This is a genomic window from Kribbella italica, from assembly GCF_014205135.1.
In the GTDB taxonomy this organism is placed as follows: Bacteria; Actinomycetota; Actinomycetes; order Propionibacteriales; family Kribbellaceae; genus Kribbella; species Kribbella italica.
On the sequence record NZ_JACHMY010000001.1, the window covers coordinates 4,489,144 to 4,506,508 of the forward strand.

Annotated in this window: 18 protein-coding genes; 6 read left to right on the forward strand and 12 right to left on the reverse strand. The window is 70.1% G+C overall.

All coding sequences use genetic code 11. From position 1 onward, the window contains the following. Positions 1-23: 23 nt before the first annotated feature. Together HDA39_RS20690 and HDA39_RS20695 are read right to left on the reverse strand one after the other, a co-directional pair. Positions 24-374 carry a VOC family protein gene (locus HDA39_RS20690; protein ID WP_184797455.1) on the reverse strand — a complete coding sequence of 117 codons (351 nt, stop codon included), beginning with the start codon at positions 372-374 and terminating at the stop codon, positions 24-26. Positions 375-378: 4 nt separating this feature from the next. Further along, on the reverse strand, positions 379-1,209 hold the full coding sequence (locus HDA39_RS20695; RefSeq protein ID WP_184797457.1) for a helix-turn-helix domain-containing protein: 831 nt from the start codon (positions 1,207-1,209) through the stop codon (positions 379-381). A gap of 90 nt (positions 1,210-1,299) precedes the next feature. Here HDA39_RS20695 and HDA39_RS20700 point away from each other — a divergent pair, with 90 nt between their 5' ends. Both HDA39_RS20700 and HDA39_RS43775 read left to right on the forward strand, forming a co-directional pair. Next, complete coding sequence (locus HDA39_RS20700; protein WP_184797459.1) at positions 1,300-2,337, forward strand: WD40/YVTN/BNR-like repeat-containing protein; 1,038 nt, start codon at positions 1,300-1,302, stop codon at positions 2,335-2,337. A 43-nt stretch (positions 2,338-2,380) separates the two neighbouring features. Next, positions 2,381-3,205, forward strand: a complete 825-nt coding sequence (locus HDA39_RS43775; protein WP_184797461.1) for an acyltransferase domain-containing protein — start codon at positions 2,381-2,383, stop codon at positions 3,203-3,205. Positions 3,206-3,208: 3 nt separating this feature from the next. Here HDA39_RS43775 and HDA39_RS20710 read toward each other — a convergent pair whose 3' ends face one another. Together HDA39_RS20710 and HDA39_RS20715 are read right to left on the reverse strand one after the other, a co-directional pair. Then, positions 3,209-4,339 (reverse strand): polysaccharide deacetylase family protein, encoded by a 1,131-nt coding sequence (locus HDA39_RS20710; protein WP_184797463.1) that lies wholly within the window; start codon positions 4,337-4,339, stop codon positions 3,209-3,211. Positions 4,340-4,473: 134 nt separating this feature from the next. Next, entirely contained in the window at positions 4,474-5,103 is a 630-nt protein-coding gene (locus HDA39_RS20715) for a DedA family protein (RefSeq protein ID WP_337925824.1), read from the reverse strand. A 154-nt stretch (positions 5,104-5,257) separates the two neighbouring features. Between HDA39_RS20715 and HDA39_RS20720 the strand changes: the two genes are divergently transcribed. Both HDA39_RS20720 and HDA39_RS20725 read left to right on the forward strand, forming a co-directional pair. Then, a complete protein-coding gene (locus HDA39_RS20720) occupies positions 5,258-5,575 on the forward strand; it encodes a metalloregulator ArsR/SmtB family transcription factor (RefSeq protein WP_184797466.1) in 318 nt (105 codons plus the stop codon). Then, positions 5,565-5,978 (forward strand): SRPBCC family protein, encoded by a 414-nt coding sequence (locus HDA39_RS20725; protein ID WP_184797468.1) that lies wholly within the window; start codon positions 5,565-5,567, stop codon positions 5,976-5,978. The genes HDA39_RS20720 and HDA39_RS20725 overlap by 11 nt, the downstream gene beginning before the upstream one ends. Here the strand turns inward: HDA39_RS20725 and HDA39_RS43780 are convergent. Both HDA39_RS43780 and HDA39_RS41850 read right to left on the reverse strand, forming a co-directional pair. Further along, the gene (locus HDA39_RS43780; protein ID WP_337925825.1) at positions 5,965-8,451 is read right to left on the reverse strand and encodes a helix-turn-helix transcriptional regulator; all 2,487 of its coding nucleotides are present in this window, start codon (positions 8,449-8,451) and stop codon (positions 5,965-5,967) included. The genes HDA39_RS20725 and HDA39_RS43780 overlap by 14 nt on opposite strands. Then, on the reverse strand, positions 8,349-8,579 hold the full coding sequence (locus HDA39_RS41850; RefSeq protein ID WP_337926131.1) for a hypothetical protein: 231 nt from the start codon (positions 8,577-8,579) through the stop codon (positions 8,349-8,351). The genes HDA39_RS43780 and HDA39_RS41850 overlap by 103 nt, the downstream gene beginning before the upstream one ends. 157 nt (positions 8,580-8,736) lie before the next feature. On the opposite strand from HDA39_RS41850, the gene HDA39_RS20735 reads away from it, so the two are divergent. Together HDA39_RS20735 and HDA39_RS20740 are read left to right on the forward strand one after the other, a co-directional pair. Beyond that, entirely contained in the window at positions 8,737-9,810 is a 1,074-nt protein-coding gene (locus tag HDA39_RS20735) for a class I SAM-dependent methyltransferase (RefSeq protein ID WP_184797470.1), read from the forward strand. A gap of 13 nt (positions 9,811-9,823) precedes the next feature. Then, positions 9,824-11,902 carry an alpha/beta hydrolase gene (locus HDA39_RS20740; RefSeq protein WP_184797472.1) on the forward strand — a complete coding sequence of 693 codons (2,079 nt, stop codon included), beginning with the start codon at positions 9,824-9,826 and terminating at the stop codon, positions 11,900-11,902. Here HDA39_RS20740 and HDA39_RS20745 read toward each other — a convergent pair. The 6 genes from HDA39_RS20745 to HDA39_RS20770 are packed head-to-tail and all read right to left on the reverse strand — an operon-like array spanning position 11,899 to position 17,361. Next, on the reverse strand, positions 11,899-12,693 hold the full coding sequence (locus HDA39_RS20745; RefSeq protein WP_184797475.1) for an ABC transporter permease subunit: 795 nt from the start codon (positions 12,691-12,693) through the stop codon (positions 11,899-11,901). The genes HDA39_RS20740 and HDA39_RS20745 overlap by 4 nt on opposite strands. Next, on the reverse strand, positions 12,677-13,492 hold the full coding sequence (locus tag HDA39_RS20750; protein WP_184797477.1) for a 2-aminoethylphosphonate ABC transporter permease subunit: 816 nt from the start codon (positions 13,490-13,492) through the stop codon (positions 12,677-12,679). The genes HDA39_RS20745 and HDA39_RS20750 overlap by 17 nt, the downstream gene beginning before the upstream one ends. Beyond that, positions 13,489-14,514 carry an ABC transporter ATP-binding protein gene (locus tag HDA39_RS20755; protein ID WP_184797479.1) on the reverse strand — a complete coding sequence of 342 codons (1,026 nt, stop codon included), beginning with the start codon at positions 14,512-14,514 and terminating at the stop codon, positions 13,489-13,491. The genes HDA39_RS20750 and HDA39_RS20755 overlap by 4 nt, the downstream gene beginning before the upstream one ends. Next, complete coding sequence (locus HDA39_RS20760) at positions 14,511-15,533, reverse strand: 2-aminoethylphosphonate ABC transporter substrate-binding protein (RefSeq protein ID WP_184797481.1); 1,023 nt, start codon at positions 15,531-15,533, stop codon at positions 14,511-14,513. Before HDA39_RS20760 ends, HDA39_RS20755 begins: the two co-directional genes overlap by 4 nt. Continuing rightward, positions 15,530-16,231 (reverse strand): phosphonatase-like hydrolase, encoded by a 702-nt coding sequence (locus HDA39_RS20765; RefSeq protein ID WP_184797483.1) that lies wholly within the window; start codon positions 16,229-16,231, stop codon positions 15,530-15,532. Before HDA39_RS20765 ends, HDA39_RS20760 begins: the two co-directional genes overlap by 4 nt. Beyond that, positions 16,228-17,361 carry a TIGR03364 family FAD-dependent oxidoreductase gene (locus HDA39_RS20770; RefSeq protein ID WP_184797485.1) on the reverse strand — a complete coding sequence of 378 codons (1,134 nt, stop codon included), beginning with the start codon at positions 17,359-17,361 and terminating at the stop codon, positions 16,228-16,230. The genes HDA39_RS20765 and HDA39_RS20770 overlap by 4 nt, the downstream gene beginning before the upstream one ends. Positions 17,362-17,365: the final 4 nt, after the last annotated feature.

Sequence of the window (17,365 nt, forward strand, 5' to 3'; positions counted from 1 at the left end):
CCGCGGCTCGGCTTGCGCCACCCTCACCCAGGTTGGCGCAAGCCGAGCAGCACGCCTTCGGGGTCGCGGACATAGGCAACCCATCCCTGACCGGGGATCTCCTGCGGCTCCCCCACCACCGAGCCGCCGGCCGCGACCACCGCCGTACGGCTGGCCTCCAGATCGTCGACCCGCAACCACACGATCGCCGCCTGCGCCTGGTGATCCCGGCTCATGATCGCCGCGTCGATCCCGTCCCCTTCGCCGGTCGCCGCCAGCAGGTAGCCGTCGGCGAAAGGCGATGCCTCGCTCTGCCACCCGAAGGCGGCGCAGTAGAACTCCGCCGCCCGGCGAGGATCGGCCGAGGTCAGCTCCACATGAATGATCCGTCCCATGCGGTCAGCGTGCCTGCTCCCCGCCCGGCGGGTCTTGGACGGAACTCTCATGCATCAGCGCCGCGATCCCGTGGCTCATCCGCCGGAACGACGAAGCGCTGACCCCCGTGTACCGCTTGAAGTCCCGCGCGGCGTGCGCCTGGTCGTAGTACCCGTGCAACGCGGCCAGCACCGCGGCGCCGTCGGCCGGCCCGTCGAGCAGCCCACCGGTGAAGTGGAAGAACCGGACGATCTCCCCGAACTGCTTCGGCCCGACCCCGACCAGGTCGCGGAACCGCCGGTGCAGCGTGCTGTACGGGACGTCGAGCGCCCGCGAGAGCGTCGCGACCGGCAGCGTTCCGCGGGAGTCCTCGATCAAACGCACGGCGCGCTCGGCCACGACGAAGTCGACCGGCCGGAGGCGAGGAGCCAACCAGTCCGCCAGCGTCGCGGCGCGCGCCTGACCGAACTCGACCTCCCGCAGCCGTTCCGCGAGCCGCTCGGTCGCGCCGTCTCCCGCCCATGCGTCGATCGGTAGCACCTGGTCGACAAGCTGCTGCGAGGTCAGCGCGGCGATGCCCCACGGCCTCAGCTCGACGCCGACGTAGCTCGACGGACCCGACTGGCTGAGGACGTGCGGTCTCGTCATCACGCCGAACAGCGAGCCGTCGTTGAGCCACGTGCTGCCGGTCACCGGGTCGTGCCGGTGGCCCGGAGTGCCCAGCGCGATCGCCAGCGCGGGACGTCCATTGGGGATCAGGATCTGGTCCGCCACTCCCTCGCCCTCGACCATCCAGTAGTGCTCGACCACGTCGTGCTGCTCGGGCGGTGGCGGGAAACGCAGGTAGGCGACCACGGCCCCACGATATGACCGGTTCCCGTCATGTCGTAGGTCTGCCAGAGTCAGCACTGGCCCGTACGGCGTGCCGCCCGTAGATCTTGACGCATGCTCATCCACGGACTTGCCGCCCTGCTCATGATCCCGGTCAGCTCGCCCGGGTGGTTCTGGACCGTGCCGCGGTGCGACACCGTGTACGGCGACGGTGGGGTGACCTTCTCGGCCGACGACGGGGCCCGGCTCGCGCCGACCAAGGGGAAGCTGCAGCGGGTCACCTACGCCAAGGTCGCGACGCTCGACGAGCCGAACGTGCTGATCGCGATCGGCCGGCAGTCGATCCAGCGGTCGGCGGATGCTGGTTGCAGTTGGCAACAGATCGACAAATCGCCGGACGACCTCGCCACGTACGACGTGACGGCGGGGCCGGGCGGTACGGCGTACGTGCACAGCGTGAACGACCAGCCGATCCACCGGGTCGACGGGACCAGGGTCAGTACCGTGCAGGGTCCGACGCCAGGCAACGGGATCGCCGCACTGCACGCGGGGCAAGGGGTTCTGACCGTCGTCGCCGGCGACGGGCAGGTCTTCGCGTCCCACGACGACGGCCGGAGCTGGCAGCGCCACGGCAAGGCCCCGGCGCGCGACCTGTTCGTGTACGACGCGGTGATCGACCCCGCGAACCCCGACCACATCGTCGCCGGCGTGATGTCGGACGGCGTCTACACGACCTTCGACGGCGGCCGGTCCTGGACCCAGGCCGCGCCGGTCGAGCGGGTCAACGCGTTCAGCGTCGCGATCTCCCCCGCCGACCCGCGGCGGGTCTGGATGGAGGGCTACGACCGCGACCGGAGTACTCGTTTCCTCTGGCAGTCCGACGACGGCGGCCGCAAGTTCCGGCCGGTGCTGGACGAGTCGCAGGCCACGCTCTACAACGGCAACAGGCTCTGGCCGAGCCCGGCCGACCCGGATCTCCTGTACTTCGCCTACGGCACCTCGTTCGCCAACTACGGCGCCGACCTCTACCGCTTCCGCACCTCGACCGGCGAGCTCACCAAGCAGCACAACACCTTCGACGGCATCCCGGGCCTGGCCTTCAACCCCGCCGACCCGAGCATCCTCTACCTGGGCCTGGCCGAAGAACGTTGACCGGCATCCGGCCCGGGTGGTGAGGATCTGACATCCTGGACCGGTGACCACCGCTGAGGAGTACCGCCTGCTGGGTTTCAGTGCCGAGGACCAGGCCGACGCCGAGAAGCTTTCCGTCGACCCGGTGAAGGTGGCCGAGTTCGCCGCGCAGCTGCGCAAGGCGATCGGCGGTGTGCCGGTGGAAGGTCAGTTGGAGGCTCCCGACGACCCTCTGGTCTCGCTCGCGGCGTACCTGGAGACCCTGCCGGACATCCGCCGCTTCCACCAGGAGCGCGGGGTGAGCGACGAGATCAGCTGGGCCAGCCTGGCCGATCTCGGTCAGCAGCTGAAGGTGCACCGGCGGACGCACGGCACGTTCGGCCTGGAGACGCACTGGTGGGTCACGACGTACTGGACCGGCGCTCTGTACGCGCTGGGCCGGCTGCAGTTCCTGATCCACCCCGTGCCGGACTCGCACCCGGTGCCCGGCGTCGAGCCCGGCGAGTGGGTGATCGGCGTGCACATCGCCGAGACCGGCCCGCTGACGCCGGAGGCCGTGGACGACAGCATCGACCAGGCGCGCGCGTTCTTCGCCGAGCACTTCCCCGAACACCCGGTGAAGACCGTCACGCTCGGTTCCTGGCTGATCGACCCGTACCTGCTCGACCACCTGCCGCAGGACTCGAACATGGTCCGCTTCGGCCGCCGCTTCACGCAGTACGGCGAACCGCACGACTCCCAGGACAGCGCGATCTTCTTCACGTTCCGCAGCCACGACCTGGGCCGGCTCGACGAGTTCCCGCAGGACACCGCGCTGCAGCGGCTGATCGTCGAGCGGATCAGGGCGGGCGGCACCTGGCAGACCGCGTTCGGCTACTTCACGCTGTGAGGCTCAGCCTTTCGGCACGCCGTACTTGGTCAGCCAGGCGATCAGCTCGACGTTGCTGACGCACTTCACGTCCGGCTGTTTGCAGGTCTCCTTGACGAACGTGGTCAGCGAGTCGGAGTAGACGCTGTTGTTCCACCGGTTGAAGTGGTTGCCGAGGAACAGCGGCGGGTTGTTCCCGGCCCGCGACCGCGCGAGCGCCTGCCGGTACGTCGCCAGCACCTGCGCCTTCAGCTTCGGCGCGTGCGCGACCGGCGCCTTCTTGGCCTTAGTCTGCGCGTACCAGAGGTTGTAGTCCATCGTCAGCGTGCTCTTCTGCGTCCCGGCGAGGTCGACGGACTGCAGCGGGAAGTCCCACACGCCGTCCTCCTTCTTCGGCCAGGCGATGTAGCCCGGCTCGGAGGCGTCGTACAGCATCCCGCGCTGCCGCATCACCTGCCGGTACGCCGGCCGGTTGCCCTCCAGGCACGGTGTCCGCATGCCCTTCACCGTGGCCGGGTCGAACGGCGCCGCGAGCGCCTTGCCCGCGGCCAGCGCCGGACCGGTCCTGACCATCTTGTCGAAGGCGTCGAGCTCGGCCTTCCACTGCGTCGCGGTCCAGCGGTCGATCCCGTTCTTGCCGCAGAAGTGGCCGTTCGCGTGGGTGCCGATCTCGTGGCCCTCGGCAATCGCCTGCCGCAGCACGGTCGCCCGCGCGACCGCCTTGGGTGGGTCGGCCCAGCCGATGTCGGACGCGCCGGGCTTCTTGTACGGCGGTTTGTAGTCGGTCTTGCGCGCCTCGGGGTACACGTACGGGCCGGACAGGAAGAAGGTCATCCGCGCATCGACCTGCTTGGCGACCGTGCGCCAGTGCGACCAGAGCGCGAGGTCGCCGGCGCCGTCGAAGGAGACGACGATGAACAGCGGCGGTTTGCCGTTCGGCAGCTTGGCCGGGAAGGACCTGGTCACCGGCGCCGCGGCCGGCGGTTTCACGCCCGGCGTCAGCGTGGTCGACGGGTCGGGCTCGCTCGGCGCCGGCGTACCTGATGGTGGTTTCCCGGACGGACTCGACGAGCCTTCCGGCGCGGTGTCCGCGCATCCGGCGGCCAGCGCCGCCACTACCGCCGTCGCTGCGATCAGTCGTTGCCGCCTCAGCATGCCTCGACCACGACCTGGACAGTTCCCCAGAACTGTGTTGGTGTCACGGCCCCCGTCATACACCTACTGACGCACGAGGGGCCGATCCAGTTGGCGCGGGACACGCGGCCGGGCCGAAAGCGTCCAGTTAGTCGTTACTCGGCCGCAACCTTCGCCGCTTTGCGGCGGCCGACGACCCGCCGGGTCGTCTCCAGCACCAGCCCGATCGTGAAGGCCAGGCCCAGGCTGAACGCGAGCGCCTTCAGCGAGTCGTGCGCGAAGGCGTCGCCGCCCAGGTACCCGAGCAGGGCGACGTACGTGTACGCCACCGTGACGCCGGCGGCGGTGAACAGCACGAACTTGCGGAACGAGTACGCCGTCGCGCCCGCGGTCAGCGTCGCGACCATCCGCGCGCCGGGGATGTAGCGCACGGTCATCAGGATCAGCCCGCCGCGGGTGTGCAGCGCCTTGCTGACCTTGTCGTACATCGCCTGCCGGGCCTCTCGCCGGCGCATCCAGCGCCGCAGGGCGGGCCCGGAACCGCGGCCCATGAAGTAGCAGACGCACTCGCCGATCACCGAGCCGGCCATCGCCAGCACGATCACGAGCAGCAGGTTCTGGTGACCGGCCGCGGCCGCCATCCCGGCGGTGACGACCAGGCCCTCACTCGGGATCACCGGGAACACGGCGTCGATCGCGGCGGCGAGGAACAGGATGAGCAGCAGCCAATGGGACGCCATCGCGATGCTGAGCAGCTCTCGGGCGGCGTCCATCAACTCGGTCACGCCCCCGAGCATGCCATCCGGTGTCAAAGAGCTCCCAATCCCAACGCTGTGGTTCGGGGCCCCTGGGGCTGAATTCACCCAGTGTTCACAGGTGGACTGTCAGCCGTGGCGTTGGGGGTTGACGCAACAGTTCACCAAATGGTGAAGTGTTCTGGTGCTGACCACGACCTTCGCCGCGCTGGCCGACCCGACCCGGCTGGCGATCGTGACCCGGCTGAGCCGTGGCGAAGCGACCATGGGCGAGCTCGCGACGCCGCACGCGATCAGTCCGCCGGCGATCACCAAGCACGTGCACATCCTGGTCGACGCCGGGCTGGTGACCCGGCGCAAGGCCGGGCGGACGGTGGTCTGCGCGATCCGGCCGGAGGCGCTGTCCGAGGTGGAGGTCTGGCTCGGCGACCTCACGACGTCCTGGAACCGCACGGTCGACCGGCTGGCGGACCTTCTGGAGGGGAACGGCGATGGTGAGTGACATCCGGATCGAGCGCGTGCTGAAGGCGGGGCTCGAGGACGTGTACGCCGCGTGGACGCGGGCCGAGCTGCTCGCGCAGTGGTACTGCCCGAACCCGGCCCTGGAGCTGAAGGTCGACGCCGACGTCCGGGTCGGTGGCGCGTACGTCGTCGAGATGGGCCCGTACGTCGTCCGCGGCAGCTACCTGGAGGTCGACCCGCCGCACCTGCTCGCCTTCACGTGGAAGTGGGACGAGGACGACGACAAGCCGTCGACCGTGCGCGTCGAACTGAGCAAGGCCGACGAAGGCACCCGGATGCTGTTGCTGCACACGGGTTTCACCGGCCCCGACGACGCCGCCAACCACCTGCAGGGCTGGGAGCCCGAGCTCGACCGCCTGGAGAAGCTGCTCACGTCTCGGTGAGTTGCTCGGCCAGCTCGGCGCGACTGTGGATGCCGAGCTTCGTGTAGACCTTGCGCAGGTGGTACTCGACCGTCTTCGGGCTGAGGAACAGCTTCGCCGCGGCCTCGCGAGTGCTGTGACCGCCAGCGAGGAGCTGCGCGACCTGGCGTTCCTGCGGCGTCAGGTCGTCGGCACTGCTGTGCTCCCGCCGCCGAGCCGTCTCCCCGGTCGCCTTCAACTCCCCCGCCGCCTGATCAGCCCAAGTACCAGCCCCCAACTGGTCGAAGATCCCGACCGCCGCCCGCAGCTGAACCCGCGAGTCCACCCGCCGTCGCACCCGCCGAAGCCAGGAGCCGTAGGCAAGCTGCGTCCGCGCGGTCTCGAAGAGGTCGGGAGTCAACGCGTGGAGCCGCAGCGCGCGCTCGAAGGCTGCTTCGTCGTCGTCCACCAGCCCTGTCGCTCGCGCGGCCCGCGCGAGCGACCACGGCAGCCCCTTGCGGGCAGCCCGCTCGGCGAAAGCACGAGCCGTCACCGCCGCGTCCTCCGGACGGCCGAGCCGCAGATACACCTCCACCAGCTCAGGCGCCGGCGAAAGATCCGGGTCCAGCATCCCGCCGTCCGACAGCGTAGTAACCAACCGGTTGTATGCCTCCAGCGCAGCGGCGGGGTCACCGCGGCCCAGTTCGAGGTCCCCCAGCGCGTACGACGACCATGCCAACCCGAGCCGGATCTCCCGCGCCGTACAGATTTCGATCGCCTCGGCCGCCTGCGCGCGGCAGTCGTCGACCCGCCCGCGCCGCGCGGACAACCACGCCTGCCCCGCGAGATTGATCGCCAGCTCGGTGGTCTGACCGGTCTCCCGCGACAGCCGGATCCCTTCGTCGTACGACGTCGCCGCGTCGGCCCAGCGATCGGTGGTCGCCTGGTCGCGGGCCAGGTGGAACAGGACGCCGGGCAGCATGCCGAGGGTTACTCCGTCCCGGCTGTCGCGCAGGACCTGCTCGATCACCTCGCGGCCGCCCTCGCGTTCGCGCAGGAACATCGGCGCGAGCACCACCCACACCTGGTGACGCCGGTCGAGCTTCACCTTGCCGGACAGCGTGACCGCCGTACGGATCTGCTCGCTGCCGCCGCTGCCCGCGAGCACTCGCGCGACCCCGCTCGCGAGCAGGCCGAGCAAGCGGCCTTCGGGCTGGTTGATGCTCGGCAGCAGTGCGTCGAGGTCTTCGGCGACGCGTAGCGCCGTGTCGGTGTCACCGAGGTAGAAGCAGGCGTTGACGATGTCGCCGAGCAGTCTGATCCGGGTCGGTAGGTCGTCGGCGGCTTCGGCCGCGGCCAGGAGGATGTCGCGGGCCTGGCCAGGTGAGCCGCAGCGTACGGCGATGTCGCCGCGCAGCTCCTGGGCGCGGATCTCGACCACCAGCGTGAGCTTCCGGCGCAGCGCTTCGACCAGCAGTTCCTCGGCCCGGCCGGGCAATCCCGCGAACCACGCGGCCTCCCCCGCGGCGACCAGTCGGCGGCCTTGCTCGGCCTCGTCGTCCGTCAGCCTCGCGGCCCGCTCCAGCGCGGTCGCGGCGACCGCGTGCGCGCCGCGCTCGACCGCGTGCCCGGCGACGATCTCCAGCCTTCGCGCGACTTCGTCGTCCGAGCCCAGCGCGGCTTCGGACAGGTGCCAGACCTGCCGATCCGGGTCGGCCAGCTCGCCGGCGATCGCCTGGTGGACGGTACGCCGCAAACCCGACGCAGCACCGGCGTACACGGACGAGCGCACCAGCGGATGCCGGAACTCCACCCGCCCGTCGACGATCCGGACCAGTCCGGCGTCCTCGGCCTCGGCCAGTACGGCGACGTCAACGCCGAGGCCTTCGCAGACGGCGGCGACCAGTTGCAGCTCGCCGTCGTCGGAGGCCGCGACCAGCAAGGCGATCCGGGCCTCCGGGCTCAACCGGTCGGCCTGCGCCGAGAACGCCTCCGCCAGCAACCGCGGCACCGGCACCGGCGCGCCAGGCCGAATCCTGTGCAGGCTCTGGGGATTCAGCTCGAGCAACGCCAGCGGGTTGCCGCCGACCATGCGGTGCACCTGCGCGACGTCCGCCGTACGACGTCCGATTAGCTCGCGGGCGTCGTCCAGGCCGAGGCCGTCGAGACGCAGTACGGGAAGGTCCGCCTCGGCCAACGGATGCGACTCGCCCGCCCGCGCCGCCACCAGCAGCACGATCGGATCCGCGACCAAACGGCGCGCGGCGAATACCAGCGCTTCGGCGGACGGCCGGTCGATCCACTGCGCGTCGTCGACCAGGACCGCCAGCGGCGCTTGTTCGGCGTACCGGCACAACAGGCTGAGAGTCGCGGCGCCGACAGCGAATCGCCCAGCAGGATCACCCGGTGCGGTCAGCGCGAGGGCCGCCTGCAGAGCAGCCCTTTGGGGAGAAGGAATCCGCTCCAACTCACCCAACGCCGGACGGAGCAACTGCAGCAACCCACCGAACGGCACCTCCTGTTCTCCGTCCCGCGCGCCCGGAGCAGGCGAAGGCCGGCGGACTGCTCGGCTGCCTGGTCGAGAAGGGTGGTCTTGCCGATCCCCGGTTCCCCCGTGATCAGCAGCACCCCGCTGGATCCCACCCTCGCCCCCGCGACCAGCCGCTCGATCGCCCGCCGCTCGGCCTCCCGCCCGATCAGCATCTTCGGAGTCTAGAACTAGGTGACCCACCTGATGCGACTGAAAAGCGTCCGTTCGTAGCGTCAGCGACGTACAGCGATCCCAGGGAGGGGACCAAGAATGACCACCATCGACCAGCCCGTCAGCATCGACGGCGACAAGCTGATGCAGTTCGTGTTCCAGGCCGTCGGCGAGGTCGGCGCGACGCTCAACGCGGCCCTCGTCGTGATGGGCGACAAACTCGGCTACTACCGGACCATGGCCGGCGCCGGCGGCCTCACGCCGGCCGAGCTGGCCGACCGCACCGGCACCCACGAGCGCTACGTCCGCGAGTGGCTCAACGCCCAGGCCGCAGGCGGTTTCGTCACCTACGACCCGTCGACCGGCCACTACACCTTGCCGCCCGAGCAGACCGTCGCGCTGACCGACGAGAACAGCCCGGCGTTCCTGCCCGGCTTCTTCCAGATCGCGCTCGGGACCGTCCAGGAGACCGACCGGATGATCGACGCGGCCCGCAGCGGCGCCGGCATCGGCTGGCACGAGCACGACACCGACGTGCACGACGGCTGCGAGCGCTTCTTCCGGCCCAGCTACCACGCCAACCTGGTCGAGAGCTGGCTGCCCGCGCTCGACGGCGTCGTCGGCAAGCTGACGAACGGCGCGAAGGTCGCCGACATCGGTTGCGGCCACGGCGCCTCCACGATCCTGATGGCGCAGGCCTACCCGCGGTCGAGCTTCACCGGGTCCGACTACCACCAGGAGTCGATCGCGACGGCTCGTGAACGGGCCACCGCCGCGGGTGTCGATGTCACCTTCGAGGTCGCCGGCTCCACGGCGTACGGCGGTGAGAACTACGACCTGGTGACCACGTTCGACGCGCTGCACGACATGGGCGACCCGGTCGGCGCCGCCCGCCGGGTCCGCGAGTCGCTCGCGGCCGACGGCACGTGGATGGTCGTCGAGCCGATGGCCGGCGACAAGGTCGAGGACAACCTGAACCCGGTCGGCCGCGCGTACTACGGCTTCTCCACGCTGCTCTGCACGCCGGCGTCGCTGTCCCAGGAGGTCGGCCTCGGGCTCGGCACGCAGGCCGGGCCGGCGCGGATCCGTGACGTGACGACAGCGGCCGGTTTCACCCGGTTCCGGGTCGCGGCGCAGACGCCGTTCAACCTGGTCTACGAAGTCCGCCCCTGACACAGTGAGCGGCATGGCGCAACGTCCCGCGCGGGCGGCCGATCGGGAGGGTTCGGTCGCCCGCGACGGCGTGAACATTCACTACCGGGTGTACGGCGAAGGCGACGGCCCGGCGCTCGTCCTGCTGCCGACCTGGTCGCTCGTGCCCTCACGGGTCTGGAAGGCGCAGGTCCCGTACCTGGCGCGGCACTTCCGGGTGGTCACCTTCGACGGGCGCGGCTCGGGTTCGTCGGATCGCCCGGCCGGCGCTTCGGCGTACAGCGATGCCGAGCTGGTCGCGGACACGATCGCGGTGCTCGACGCCGTGGGGGTTCCGGCCTGTGTATTGGTGGGGTTCTCCCGCGGCTGCCCCTGGGCGCTGGAGGTCGCGCTGCGGCAGCCGTCGCGGGTGCTCGGCGTGGTCTGCATCGGCTCGGCGACCAGGCTGACGCCGATGCTGGAGGAGCGCACGCGGTGGACGTGGGACGAGCGGCACGACAGCACGGACGGGTGGGCGAAGTACAACCGGCACTACTGGCTCGAGGGCGGGTACGACGACTTCCTGGAGTTCTTCTTCGACCAGATGTTCCCGGAGCCGCACTCGACCAAGCAGGTCGAGGACGGGATCGGCTGGGGGCACGAGATCACGCCGTCGCTGCTGGTCGACACCGAGGCTGGGCGCTCCGGGCATCTCGACCCCGCGCGGTTCGCCGACGTGAGTTGCCCGGTGCTCGTCGTCCACGGATCGGAGGACGGGATCCGGCCGCCGGCCGAGGGTTCCCGGCTCGCTGAACTGACCGGGGGCTCGTTGGTGACGGTCGTCGGCGGCGGGCACGCGCCGCAGGCTCGGGACCCGGTCGTCGTCAATCACCTGCTGAAGGACTTCGCATCCCGGCTGATGCCGCAGCAGCCCGTACGGCGTACGTGGGAACGCGCGGCGTCCCGGCCTCGGCGGGTGCTCTACCTGTCGTCGCCGATCGGGCTCGGGCACGCGCGCCGGGATCTGGCGATCGCTCGGTCGTTGCGGTCACTCGCTTCTGATGTCGAGATCGAGTGGCTCGCGCAGGATCCCGTGACGCGCGTGCTCGCCGACGCGGGCGAGGTCGTGCACCCGGCGTCGGCCTGGCTGCTCAGCGAGTCGGACCACGTGGATTTCGAGGCCGGGTTCGCCGAGCACGACCTGCACGCGTTCCAGACGCTGCGGCGGATGGACGAGATCCTGGTCGCCAACTTCCTCACCTTCGACGACGTGGTCGAGGACCGCCACTACGACCTGGTGATCGGCGACGAGGCCTGGGAGGTCGACTACTTCCTGCACGAGAACCCGGAGCTCAAACGCTTCGCCTACGCCTGGCTCACCGACTTCGTCGGCTGGCTCCCGATGGACGCCTCGGAGTCGGCCCTGACGACCGATTACAACGCGGAGATGCTCACCCAGCGGGCGCGCTACCGCCGCCTGCGCGATCATTCCTTGTTCGTCGGTGATCCCGAAGACATCGTTGGAGAAGGCTTCGGCCCTGGTCTCCCCTTGATCCGCGAGTGGACCGAGCAGCACTACACCTTCACCGGCTACATCACCGGCTTCGAGCCTCCGCCTCGTCAGCTGTCCGGATCGCCTCGTTGCCTGGTCACGGTCGGCGGCTCCGGCGCCGGCGCCGCTCTCCTCGGCCGCGTCCTCGACGCCGTACCAGCCATCCAACGCCTTGTCCCCGGCCTGACCTTCGACATCGTCACCGGGCCCCGGATCGATCCCAGTTCCCTACAGGTAGTCCCCGGCGTCCGCCTCCACGGCTACCTCCCCGACCTCCACCTGCAACTGGGCAAGGCAGACGTGGTGATCACCCAAGGCGGCCTCACCACCTGCATGGAACTCACCGCCCAACGAGTCCCCTTCGTCTACGTCCCGCTCCAGCACCACTTCGAGCAGAACTTCCACGTCGCCGCCCGCCTCGACCGCTACCGCGCCGGCCACCAACTCGAGTACGCCGAAGCCGCCGATCCCGACCTCCTCGCCGAAGCCGTCGCCAAAGCCCTCACCGACCCCGTCGACTACCTCCCGGTCAGCACCGACGGCGCCGACCGGGCAGCCAACCTCCTCGCCGAACTCCTCTAGCCCGCGGCTCGCCCACGCAGCCGATCCAGCCCGACCACCAGAACGACGGTCACCGCCAGCAGCACCAGCGACTCCGCCGCGGCGGTGAACGTCTGCCCCCGATCCGTCAACGCGAACACGCCCACCGGCAACGTCCGCCACGACGCCGGGTAGACCATGATCGTCGCCCCGACCTCACCCATCGACAACGCGATCGACAGCCCCGCCGACGACACGATCGCCGGCCGCAGCATCGGCAGCCGGACCTTCCACAGCACGCGCGCCGACGACGCCCCCAGGGACGCGGCGACGTCGGCGTACACGTCGTCCGTCCGCTGCAACGCCGCCGTCACGGTCCCGTACGTGAAGGCGACCATCAGCACGAGATGCGCGATGACCACGATCCACTTCGTCCCGTTGAGCAGCAGCGGCGGCCGCGAGAACGCGACGAGCAGGCTCAGTCCGACAACCACCGACGGTACGGCGATCGGCAGGTGGTGCAACGCATCGGTCAGCCGCGCGAGCCCCGGCGTCGCGGCCCGGCTCGCGAGCGCTGCCCACGTCCCGAACCCGACCGCCAGCAACCCGCCGAGGAACGCCGTCTGCAGACTCACGGCGATCGAGGCCAACTCGTCGCCGGACAAGGCCTCTTTGACATGGGCGACGGTCGGATCGGACGGCAGGACGCCGTTCCAGCTCCCGGCGAACGCCGCGGCCGCGACCACGACGAACGGCGCCAGCACGAGTACGCCGAAGACCAGCAGGAAGATGCCCTGGACAACCAGCTTCGGACCCCTAGACCAGACGAGCACGACGACCTCCCAGCGTTCCGCGCAGTACGGCGTACAGGCCGATCGACAAGGCGATCTGGACGACCGCGATCACGCACGCGGCCGGGTAGTCGAACATCACGATCCCCTTGGTGTGCACGAGCAGCGGCAACGTGGTCGTGTCGCGCGCCCCGAGGAACAGCACGATCCCGAACTCGTTCAGCGTCAGCAGCAACGTCAGTCCGCCACCGGCCGCGAGCGCCGGCCGGACCTCGGGCAGGATCACCTGGCGCAGCACGCGCCACGGACCGCCGCCGAGACTCGCCGCGACGTCGAGCTGGACGCGCGGGATCTGGCTCATCGCCCCGAGCAACGGGCGCATCACGAACGGGGTGTAGAAGGTGATCTCGGCCAGGACCACCGCCCACGGCGTCGTGAGAAACCCACCCGTGACCGCGCCGAGTACGCCGGCCGAACCGTAGAGGAATGTGAACGACAAGGCCACCAGGAACGACGGCAACGCCAGCATCGCGTCGACCAGTCCGGACACGATCCGCGCGCCCGGGAACGGCACGAAGCTGATCACCACCGCCAGGAACGTCCCGACCAGCAGGCACCCGGCCGTCGAGCAGACCGCGATCTGGACGGTTCGCAGCAACGCCTGCCGGAACTCGCTCGACCCGATCACCTCACTCCACGACCCGCGCGACTCGGCCGCCACCAGGATCAACGGGTAGACCACCAGGATCGCGATCAGCAGCAACGGCGGGATCAGCCAGAGCGACCAGGTACGGCGTACCGCTACCTGTTTGTTGCTCAGCGCAACCGCGACGGCGGTCATCGCGACTCCACCAAGCTGCACGCCTCGCTCGGCAACCGCATCGACACCACCGACCCGACCGCGGGAAGGTCCCGATCAGCCGGTACGTCGATGTGCACCGGGTGATCGGCCAGCCCGTCGATCACACAGGTCAGCCGGTACGAAGCACCACGCCACTGCGCACCGACCAGCCGCGCCGGCACCCCGCCGGCCTCGAGCCGGATCGCGTGCGGCCGTACACACAGCAGATCGCCACTCGCCGGCTTCACGCCCGGCACCCGATGACCCGCGACCGTCACCTCGTCGTCCTTCACCTCGACCGGCAGCAGGTTCGCGCCGCCCAGGAACGACGCGGTGAACGCCGACGGCGGCGCCTGGTAGAGCTCGGCCGCCGGCGCGATGTCGACAAGTCGAGCATCCCGCATCACCGCGATCCGGTCCGCGAGCGCGAGCGCCTCGGCCTGGTCGTGCGTGACGTAGACGATCGCGACGTCCGGTACCTCACGCCGGAGCTTCTGCAGCTCGTCCAGCATGTCGGCCCGCAACTGCGCGTCGAGCGCCGCCAGCGGTTCGTCGAGCAGCAGCACCGGCGGCCGGATCGCGAGCGCCCGCGCGATCGCGACTCGCTGCTGCTGCCCACCGGACAGCTCGCGTGGGAATCGCCTGGCATACGCCTCCATGCCCACCATCGCGAGCATCTCGGCAACCCGCTGCTGCACCTCACGCTTCGGCCGACGCGCCGCCCGCAGCCCGAAGGCCACGTTGTCGGCGACCCTCAGGTGCGGGAACAGCGCGTACTGCTGAACGACGACGCCGATCCCGCGCTGGGCCGGCGGTACGTCGGTGACGTCGACCCCGCCGATCCGGATCCGCCCGCGGCTCGGCCGAACGAACCCGGCGACCGCCTTGAGCGCCGTCGACTTGCCCGACCCGGAAGGGCCGAGCAGGGCGACGGTCTCCCCGGCGGCCACTGTCAGGTTCAGCCCTTCCAGCGCACACGTCCGGCCGAAGTGCACCGTGACGTCGTCCAGCTGGACGGTCATCCCTGCACGGCCTTCGTGTACGCCGCAACGTCCGCGTCGAGGTCGGCGAGCACCGCGCTCCAGTCCGGCTGCCAGATCTCGACCCCGTCGACAGCCTTCTCGACCGCCTGGTAGTTCGCGTCGGCCGGCTTCACGTCGGAGCGCGCCGGGATGCCGAACGCGTCGCCGGAGACGGTCTGCTGCGCGTCGGCGGAGAGCAGGTAGTCCATCAGCTGCTTGCCGCCGTCGGCGTTCGGGGCGTTGGCCCCGAGGCCCATCACGTACGGCAGCGAGACCGTGGTGCGCTTGCCGTCCTTGGTCGCCGGGAAGAACAGGCCGAACGCGGACTTGTCGTTCGCGATCGAGGCCAGGTTCATCTGGACGTCGCCGTTCGCGACCCAGATCTCGCCCTTGCTCACCTTCGGCTGCAGCTTGCCGGTCGACGCCGACGGACCGACGTTGTTCGCCTCGAGCTTGCCGAGGTAGTCGAGCGCGCCCTGCTTGCCGAGCAGATGCTGCAGCAGCAGAAGCACCGCCGTACCGTCGCCGGCCTGACCGGGCGTCGAGTACTGCACCTTGCCCTTGAACCGCGGGTCCAGCAGGTCGTCGAACGTCTTCGGGCCGCCGGCCTTCTGGTTCGCGATGAAGTTCAGGTAGTTGTCGACCACCGTCACGTAGTTGTCGGCCTTGAGACCCTTCACCTGGTCCGAGCCCGGTACGGCGTACGGCTGCAGCAGGCCGTCGGCCGCCGCCTTCTGGATGAACGGCGGCAGCGTCACGACGACGTCGGCCTGCGGGTTGGACTTCTCCTTCTGCAGCCGGGAGACCACCTCGCCCGATCCGGCCTCGACGACCTGGACCTTGGTCCCGGTCTTCTCGGTGAACGCGGCGAACCGGGTCTGGTACCACTCGGCCAGCCCGTCGGCGGTGTAGACGGTCACGGTCTTGGCATCGCCGGTGGACGCGGCCCCGGTCCCGCCACAGGCGGCGAGCACGGTCAGCAGCAGGGCGGCGGCGAGCAGGGGTTTGAGTGCCTTCACTTCTCCAGCTTTCGGTCGCGGAGCAGCCCGGGCAGGTCCCGGACCGACTCAATCACGTGGGTGGCCCCCGCGGCCGCGAGCTGCGACCGGTCGTGGGCGCCGGTGAGGACCCCGGCCACGACGCCGGCACCGGCGCGTGTTCCCGAGGTCATGTCGTACGCCGTGTCGCCGGCCACCGCGACGTTCGCGGTGGCGTCGGCGCGGAGGTGGAGCAGGGCCTTGAGGACCATGTCCGGGTACGGCCGGCCGCGGCCTGCCTGCGCCGGGCAGAGGGTGAGGTCGGCGAGCGTGCCCCAGCCGAGTGCGGCGAGGATGCGCTGCTGCGTCGTCGCGGCGAAACCGGTCGTGAGGCAGACCTTGAGGCCGTCGTCCTTGAGTTCCTGGATGGCTTGGTGCGCGCCGTCGATCGGGCGGCAGTGACCGTCGTCGACGAGCTGGCCGTACGCCGTCTCGAAGGCCTGGTTCGCCTGCTGGGCCTTGGTTTCGTCGTGGTCGAGCAGGTGCCGGAAGACGGTGATCTTGGACTCGCCCATGGTGGCGCGGACGTGCGCCAGCATGGCGTCGTACCGGGGGTTGCCGGGTTCGATGCCTTGGGCACCGATCGCGGTGGTGAAGGCCTGTTCGACCAGGCCGTCGTCGGCGACCGTCGTACCGGCCATGTCGAGGACCACGAGCTGGATCCGCGCCTGTTCCGTCATCGGTTCACCGCCGCGAAGCTTGCCTCGGCGATCGCCGGGGCCATCGTCATGCCGCGGCCGCCGGGGCCGGTGACCAGGTGCACGCCGTCGGCAACCGTCCGCCGTACGACGACCTCGCCGGGAGTGGTCGCCTGGGAGTAGACCCCGGCCCAGCGCCTGACGACCTTGGGGATCTCTCGGCCGAGGATCTGTTCGGCAGCGGTCTTGAGGTAGTCGTACGGATCTTCCTGGACGTCGAACCCGAAGGGCTCGGCGTACTCGTGGGTGTCCCCGATGGTCAGGCCGCCGTGGGTCCGCTGGACCATCAGCAGCTGCATCTTGTGGTCGTCGGCAACTGTTGCCTGCGGCACCTGGTTGAGCGCATCGAGCGCCGGGCCCTGGTACGCCGGGTAGTAACGGAAGCTGTCCGCGTCGGCGATCGCTGTGGTCAGCTGTTCGTCGAGGGGCGCGGTCTGCATCATCTGCAGGCGGACCCGGCGTACGGGGAGGTCGTCGGTGAGCTCACGGATCAGCCCGCTGTGCCAGGCGCCGGTGCAGAGCCAGACCTCATCGGCCGCGTGGACCACGCCGTCGTCGGTCCGCACCTGCCGATCCCTCACGTCCCGGACCTCACGCCCCGGCACGAACAAGTACCGACCAGAACTCTCCAGCTGCTTGCGCACTGCAGCCAGCACCTCACGAGGCTCAACTACGCCATCCCGCGGGCACCAGAGCGCTCCGAGCATCTCTCCCCTCAGCGCCGGGTTGAGCTTCCGCGCCTGCTCGGCGTCCAGAAACTCGAACCCCCGGCCGGCACCTCCCACGCTCTGCTCGCCGGCGTCCCGCTCGGCGGCTTCCTTCGCGACCGCCAGCTCCTCCTCGGTCCGGCACACCGTCAGCGACCCGGCCGGACGGAAGTCCAGCCCGGCGACCTTCTCGCTCGCCTGCTCCCACAGCTCGCGGGCCCGGACCGCCGTCTCCAGCTCAGGACCGTCAGCGCGACCGCTCACCCAGACGAGGCCGAAGTTCCGCACGGTCGCCCCGCGCGGTCCCGCCTCCCGCTCGAGGTGCACGACCTCGTCACCCCGCCGTACCGCCTCCCAGGCGTGGAACGTGCCCAGGACTCCGCCACCTACAACAACCACCCGCACAACT

Bases quoted from the DNA above. Each gene is read 5' to 3' on its own strand.
- HDA39_RS20690 (WP_184797455.1), bottom strand. From the start codon at position 374: ATGGGACGGATCATTCATGTGGAGCTGACCTCGGCCGATCCTCGCCGG.
- HDA39_RS20700 (WP_184797459.1), top strand. From the start codon at position 1,300: ATGCTCATCCACGGACTTGCCGCCCTGCTCATGATCCCGGTCAGCTCG.
- HDA39_RS20710 (WP_184797463.1), bottom strand. From the start codon at position 4,339: ATGCTGAGGCGGCAACGACTGATCGCAGCGACGGCGGTAGTGGCGGCG.
- HDA39_RS20725 (WP_184797468.1), top strand. From the start codon at position 5,565: ATGGTGAGTGACATCCGGATCGAGCGCGTGCTGAAGGCGGGGCTCGAG.
- HDA39_RS20735 (WP_184797470.1), top strand. From the start codon at position 8,737: ATGACCACCATCGACCAGCCCGTCAGCATCGACGGCGACAAGCTGATG.
- HDA39_RS20740 (WP_184797472.1), top strand. From the start codon at position 9,824: ATGGCGCAACGTCCCGCGCGGGCGGCCGATCGGGAGGGTTCGGTCGCC.
- HDA39_RS20750 (WP_184797477.1), bottom strand. From the start codon at position 13,492: ATGACCGCCGTCGCGGTTGCGCTGAGCAACAAACAGGTAGCGGTACGC.
- HDA39_RS20755 (WP_184797479.1), bottom strand. From the start codon at position 14,514: ATGACCGTCCAGCTGGACGACGTCACGGTGCACTTCGGCCGGACGTGT.
- HDA39_RS20765 (WP_184797483.1), bottom strand. From the start codon at position 16,231: ATGACGGAACAGGCGCGGATCCAGCTCGTGGTCCTCGACATGGCCGGT.